At 70.6% G+C, this 5,874-nt stretch carries 8 protein-coding genes; 3 read left to right on the forward strand and 5 right to left on the reverse strand.

Annotated elements, in window-relative coordinates:
• Positions 1–304, reverse strand: a 304-nt coding sequence (locus tag ACFU99_RS30180; protein WP_384398033.1) for a hypothetical protein, incomplete at its 3' end; no start/stop codon positions are given.
• Between the two features lie 192 nt (positions 305–496).
• On the opposite strand from ACFU99_RS30180, the gene ACFU99_RS30185 reads away from it, so the two are divergent.
• Positions 497–1,108: a hypothetical protein gene (locus tag ACFU99_RS30185; RefSeq protein WP_384398034.1), complete on the forward strand. Its 612-nt coding sequence runs from the start codon at positions 497–499 to the stop codon at positions 1,106–1,108.
• A 193-nt stretch (positions 1,109–1,301) separates the two neighbouring features.
• Here the strand turns inward: ACFU99_RS30185 and ACFU99_RS30190 are convergent, their stop codons facing one another.
• Positions 1,302–1,697 (reverse strand): DUF4190 domain-containing protein, encoded by a 396-nt coding sequence (locus ACFU99_RS30190; RefSeq protein WP_384398036.1) that lies wholly within the window; start codon positions 1,695–1,697, stop codon positions 1,302–1,304.
• A gap of 248 nt (positions 1,698–1,945) precedes the next feature.
• Between ACFU99_RS30190 and ACFU99_RS30195 the strand changes: the two genes are divergently transcribed.
• Positions 1,946–2,407, forward strand: coding sequence for a MaoC family dehydratase (locus ACFU99_RS30195; RefSeq protein ID WP_384398038.1), 462 nt, complete (start codon positions 1,946–1,948; stop codon positions 2,405–2,407).
• A gap of 66 nt (positions 2,408–2,473) precedes the next feature.
• Here the strand turns inward: ACFU99_RS30195 and ACFU99_RS30200 are convergent, their stop codons facing one another.
• Positions 2,474–3,127, reverse strand: coding sequence for a TetR/AcrR family transcriptional regulator (locus ACFU99_RS30200; protein WP_384398040.1), 654 nt, complete (start codon positions 3,125–3,127; stop codon positions 2,474–2,476).
• Between the two features lie 248 nt (positions 3,128–3,375).
• Between ACFU99_RS30200 and ACFU99_RS30205 the strand changes: the two genes are divergently transcribed.
• Entirely contained in the window at positions 3,376–4,335 is a 960-nt protein-coding gene (locus tag ACFU99_RS30205; RefSeq protein ID WP_384398042.1) for an urea transporter, read from the forward strand.
• Between the two features lie 205 nt (positions 4,336–4,540).
• Here the strand turns inward: ACFU99_RS30205 and cyaB are convergent, their stop codons facing one another.
• Both cyaB and ACFU99_RS30215 read right to left on the reverse strand, forming a co-directional pair.
• The gene (gene cyaB, locus ACFU99_RS30210) at positions 4,541–5,098 is read right to left on the reverse strand and encodes a class IV adenylate cyclase (RefSeq protein WP_384398044.1); all 558 of its coding nucleotides are present in this window, start codon (positions 5,096–5,098) and stop codon (positions 4,541–4,543) included.
• A gap of 20 nt (positions 5,099–5,118) precedes the next feature.
• A complete protein-coding gene (locus ACFU99_RS30215; RefSeq protein WP_384398046.1) occupies positions 5,119–5,724 on the reverse strand; it encodes an XRE family transcriptional regulator in 606 nt (201 codons plus the stop codon).
• Between the last annotated feature and the right edge of the window lie 150 nt (positions 5,725–5,874).

Here is a 5,874-nt window from a genome sequence, read left to right on the forward strand (position 1 = left end):
CGAGGTCGCCGTACGGGCCGAGCTGGTCGGTGCTGTGCTCGGGGTGGGTGCCGAAGGCGCGGTTGCCGAGGATGTCGACGAGGGTGGCGTTGCCGTTCTCGCCGGGCGGCAGGATGTCGCCGCACTGGCCCTGGCAGTAGTCCTCGGCGGCGGCCGGCGCCTTCTCGGCGGGGGCCGCCTGCGCCGGAGCCGCCTGCGCCGGAGCCGCCTGCGCCGCCGGGGCTACGAGGGCCGCGCCGAGCGCCAGTAGCGCCGCGGTCGCGGTCGTTCTGAGTTTTCCGAGTTTGCCGATGCGCCGTCGCATTCCTGCTCCTCCCGGTGACCGTCGCGGCGGACGTTACCGCCGGTACGGCCGGGTCGGAAGATGAGCATCCGTCACCTTTCCAAATCCTCACAACTCGGCGGACTCGGCGGGGCAGAAGCCGCATGGAACGGATCTGCCTCGGTATACGTCCATTCCACAACGGTCCGAGTCCGCTTGTCGGAGGTGGGAGCATTGGCCGGTTTCAGAGCGCTCGCACGAGAAGTGCGCAATCCACGCAACAGCACGGCGCTGCGACGGACGTCCCTGCGTAAATGCCTCGAACGATTCGCCCCCTACGGACACCGGGCCACCTGGCACCACCTGTGCTCCCGCGCCGGGCTGGCCCCCGACGACCGCGGCCCCGACCCGGCCCGGCTGATCATCGCGCTGGAGGAGCTGGAGGAGGCCAGGGCGGTCTGGCTGGCCTACGAGGCCGAGTTCGCGCAGCGGCGGCGGCGCGAGAAGCACGACGGCATCCGGCAGCCGAGCGCCATCGACGAATGGCACCGCCGCACGTGGGGCGGGTGCGACATAGTGCCCTGCGCGACGCCCCTGCACCATCCGACCGCGCGCCTGGCCGAGGTGTTGCGGCGCATGATCGCCGCCATGGAGTCGGGTCCGGGCGACGGCTGCCCGGTCTGCTCGCAAGGGCCCCTCGAATGGCACGACGACCTGGAGCGCTATCCGCTGTCGGGTCCCGTCTGCACGGGGTGCGGCGTCGTGGTGCCGCTGCCCGTGCTCACGCCGGAGGCGCTGTCCATGGCCCGGCGGCCGCAGTTCGAGCGGCGGTACGCGGGGGTCTGAAGAGAAGCGAAGGTCCGACCGGCGGAGGTCCGGCGCACGAGGGACCGGCCGGGGAGCCCCGCCCCAGCCGTCGGGTGCGGCGGGGTGGGGCTCCTGTGCATGGAGGGGCGAGTTCATACCCGTAAGGCCCGCAGGCCCGCAGGCTCGCAACAGGCGGCGACTGCGACCAGGGCCTGAGCCCGTCAGCAGACCGTCAGACGCTGGCGACGGTCGAGATCACGATGATGATGATTCCGATCAGCGCGAAGGCGCAGCCGATGATGCCGAGCACGATCCCGGCGACCGCCTGGCTGCGGCCGCCCGCCTCGCCCCGGTCCGCCTTCCGGCGCGCGGAGACCCCGAGGCACAGCGCGATGACCGGCAGGATCAGCGGCAGGAACAGCAGCCCGAGGATGCCGAGCACCATGGACGCCGTCGCCTGGCCGCTGGGCAGCGGGGCCTGCCAGCCGTAGCCGTAGCCGGCCCCGGGCGCGTAGTGCGTGCCGTACGGCCGCGCCCCCGGCTGCCCTTCGGCCGGTGCTCCCCAGGGATCCGCGGGCGCGCCCTCCGCCCCGGGAGCGCCGCTGGGCTTGCCTGGCTCGTCAGCCATGTTTTCCTCTCTTCGGAACAAAATGAACATCCATGCCAGGTGTGACGCCTGGTGGTGCTGCGCACGGCAGCTCTGTCATCGGGTGCCCGCCGTCAGGACATTGATGCTGTGCACGGCCGTCGCCGGGGCGCCCCGGCGGCGCGTTGACAGGGGAGCGTCCGCGAACCATGCTGAGCAAGCGCTTAGACATCATCATCTCGTCAACGTAAAACCGCGATAGCCCGCACGACTGCTTGGGAGGCCACGACATGGCAGAGCCCCGGATCTTCACCTCGCTCGACGAACTGCGCGCCGCCGTCGGCGAGGAGCTGGGCACCAGCGACTGGCTGGAGATCGACCAGAAGCGGATCGACCTGTTCGCGGAGGCCACGGGCGACCATCAGTGGATCCACGTGGACCCGGAGCGGGCGGCGGAAGGTCCGTTCGGGGCGACCATCGCGCACGGCTATCTGACGCTGGCGCTGCTGCCCGCGCTCGTACCGCAGGTGATGCGGGTCGACAACATCAAGATGGGCGTCAACTACGGCACCAACAAGGTCCGCTTCCCCTCCCCCGTGCCGGTCGGCTCCCGGGTACGGGCCTCGGCGCGCGTCGCCGAGGTGACCGAGGTGCCGGGCGGGGTGCAGCTGACGACGACGGTGACGGTGGAGCGCGAGGGGAGCGAGAAGCCGGCCTGCGTGGCGGAGACCGTCAGCCGCTTCTACCTCTAGCTAGTAAGTACGGCCGGATCGCGGGCCGGATCGCGGGCCGGATCACTGGTCGGATCGCGGGCCGGGTCACTGGCCGGATCGCGGGCCGGGGCACTGGCCGGATGTGCCCGCGCCCACCATGCGCAGCGCGAGGCCCGCGTAGAACGTGCCGACCTCGTCCGGAGTGCGCCGGCCCTCGGCGTTGAACCAGCGGGCGACGTCGATGCAGAGCGAGAGCACCGCGAGCGCCGTGCCGGGGATGTCCGGCACGTCGAAGTCGCCCGTCCGCACGCCGTCCTCGATGATCGAGCGGACCGCGCCGTCGCTGCCCCGGCGCAGGGCGACGATCTCGGCGTAGTGGTCCTCGGCCAGCGCGCCCAGCTCGTACTGGACGACGCGGGCGGTGGTGTGGTGGTCGGCGTGCCAGCGGGCGAAGGAGCGTACGGCCTCGGTGAGCCGCTCGACGGGGGTGCCGCCGCCGTCCCGTGCGGCGGTGAGGAGGTCGAGGGCGAGCCGGTGGCCGACGCTGCTGATCCGGTAGAGCAGCTGCTCCTTGGTCTTGTAGTGGATGTAGAGCGCGGCCGGGCTCATGCCGGCCCGGCCGGCGATGTCGCGGGTGGTCGTCGCGTGGTAGCCGCGCTCGGCGAACGCCTCGACGGCGGCGGTGACCAGCCGCCGGGCCGCGTCGGGCGTGACGTCGGCCCACTCCTCGCCCCGCTGCGCGTCCGCGTCCGCGTTCATCGCTCGCCCCGCTTCTCCGTAGGCCGGGGACCCTCCACCGGCCGGACGGACACCATACCTCGAAGCTGAGCAAGCGCTTAGGCAGCCGATCGCGAGCGGACACACCGCCGCCACCGGCCGACGATTTTACTGTCCTATACACACAGTTGACCGGAACGGCCGCGGGGTCACCCTGATCGTCCGGTATGAAGGGAGTCGCGCGCCGCGAACCCACGGCGGACGACCTCTCGTAACGCCGGAGAAAGAACGTGCAGCAGACAGCCCGACCGGGCCGGGCGCCGAACCCCCCGTACCGCTTCCTGACCGAGGTCCTCAAGGGCCAGGGCCAGGTCACCTTCATGCCGAGCGCCGTCACCGGCCTCTTCTTCGCCGCGGCCCTCTTCGCCGCCGGCTGGGAGTACGGGCTCTACGGACTGCTCGGCACCGCCGTCGGCACCGCCACGGCGCGGCTGCTGGGCGTCGACCGGGGGCGGGTGGAGGCGGGGCTCGAAGGGTTCAACGCCTGCCTGGTCTCCACCGGCTGCGCCGTCTTCCTCGGGGCCGACCGGATCTCGTCCGTACTCCTGGCCATCGGCGGGGCCGTCGTCGTGACGGTCGTCACCGCGGCGCTGTCCAACGTGCTGGCCTCCTGGAACCTGCCGACCTTCACCCTCCCCTTCTGCCTCGTGGCGAGCGCGACGACGATGGCCGCGCCCGGCTTTCACCGGGTCTGGGAGGGGGCCGCGGGCACCACCGCGCTCACCCACCCGGCGACCGGGGCGACGTCGCTGAGCTGGACCCAGCTGTGGCACGCCTTCTTCGCCGACATCGGCCAGATCTTCTTTATGCCGCAGTGGTACGTGGGGCTGCTGTTCCTGCTGGGCATCTTCGCCGCCAGTCGCTCCGCGGGGTTGGTGGCCTGTCTCGGCAGCGTGGTCGGCATCGCCACCGCCTGGGCGCTGGGGTCGCCTGCCGACGGGATCGCGCAGGGGCTGATGGGGTACAACGCGGTGCTCACGGCGATGGCGGTGTGCGGGGTGTTCGTCGTGGCGGACCGGTGGAGCTTCGCCTATGCCATTGTCGCGGCGGCGGCGGCCACGGCTTTGACGACTGCGGTGACGTCGTTCTTCGCGCCGTCGGGGGGACATACGTTCACGTGGCCGTTCGTGCTGACGTCGCTGGTGTTCGTAGCCGCCGTGCCATCGTTTCCGCGCCTCCGCAGGACGTAACCGGGGCTCTCCACCCCGGACCCCGGTCCTCAAACTCCCCCAGCTACCGCTGGGAGGTGCCCCCTGACGGGCTGGTGTGATGCGGCTCGTCCGCTGGGCGCGGCAACGTACTTTGTCCTCAATCGCCGGACGGGCTGAACGGTGCGCGTTCGTACACGGGCGCGGGCGTGGCAACGCGCCTTGGCCTCAAACTCCCAGCTCAGGCTCAGCCGCGTCGCCGCGCGGCGACGGCGTCCGTGTAGAGCTCTCGCGTCAGGTCCTCGGCACCGATACCGAGTTCCGCGAGGAGGGCGCGGATGGCATCGAGGGCCGGGGCCACGTCGCTCTGGTCGACAAGGGTTTCGATCTCCAGGAATGTCCCATCGATCTCCGGCACGCGGACCAGAGTGGCCAGCATCCGTCTGCCGTGCGCCTCGAATTCATAGTTGCGGCACCGCTTTTCGAAGGCGATGTGCTCGACGTGTCCCAGCCCGCGCAGAATGGCGTGGGTGGCAGCGGCATCCTCGACCTGAGTCTCGTACTCGGGTTTCGACCCGGACTCCGCGTCGACCGCCGCACCCTTGAACGTGAGAACCGTGCGGGTTCCGTCCGCGCCGTGTACGGTCCGTACCCGCAACTCCTCGCCTGCCTCTTCCAGCGAGCGGTCGGGGCGGTCGTAATACGTATCCCGGTATACCTCGACTCGGACCGCGGCAACGGCGTCGAGCTGCCGCATGACATGTTCGGGCGAGTGGACTCGGGCCTTCAATTCCGCCTCGATCACGAACGGTTCCCTCTCCCCAGTCACATCGTGCGCTGCGCGCCGTCGACGACGGCCTCGAACATCCTGCGGAACCCTCGGTACAGAGGCCCGTGCGGCGTTTCCATGACCTTGTACGTCACCGACTCGTGGCCCTCCCATCCTGCGTCGAAGGCGCTGATGAACAGGGTGGAATCAGTGCGGATGAGTCGCCAAGTGGGCAGCATCCGGTACCGCCACACTCCGATCTCGTACGAGCCGGCCATTTCCCGTAACCGCGCCTCGGCCAGCTGAACACCTCTCGCGAGGGACTCGGCGGACTCGCCGATCTCAGCCGCCCGCCGAGCAAGAGCATCGCTCTCCGGGTCGAGCAGAGCGACCCGAATGCGAAGGCCCCTACCGCCCTGCTCGCGTGGCAGACAACCACGGAGAAGACTGTCGTTCAGCCCGATCAGACCGAGCCCGCGCACAGCCAGTACATCCAGCTCCCGAGCTTCCCGGGCCAACCGTCGAATCTCTTCTGCTGCCGCGTTCTGCGCCGCGTATACGCGCACCACCTCGGGAAACGCGGCGAGGTCGAAGGCCACGCCGCCGGAGCGCTTCTCCCGGGCGGCCGCCAGGCCGAGCAGATGGCGTGCGTCGTCGGGCATGTGGCTCCTCCCCCGCCTGGAGGCGGGGGCTTCTCGCTATGCCGGGTTGGCGTCGCGACGGACCAGCCCGGCCCGTAGAACGTTCAGGGCGCCCACGGTGTCCGCGTGTGCGCGGTGGCCGGACTGCCGCAAGGACGTACAGGGCGGAGC

The sequence above is a fragment of the Streptomyces sp. NPDC057654 genome (genome assembly GCF_042800135.1).
Taxonomy (GTDB): domain Bacteria; phylum Actinomycetota; class Actinomycetes; order Streptomycetales; family Streptomycetaceae; genus Streptomyces.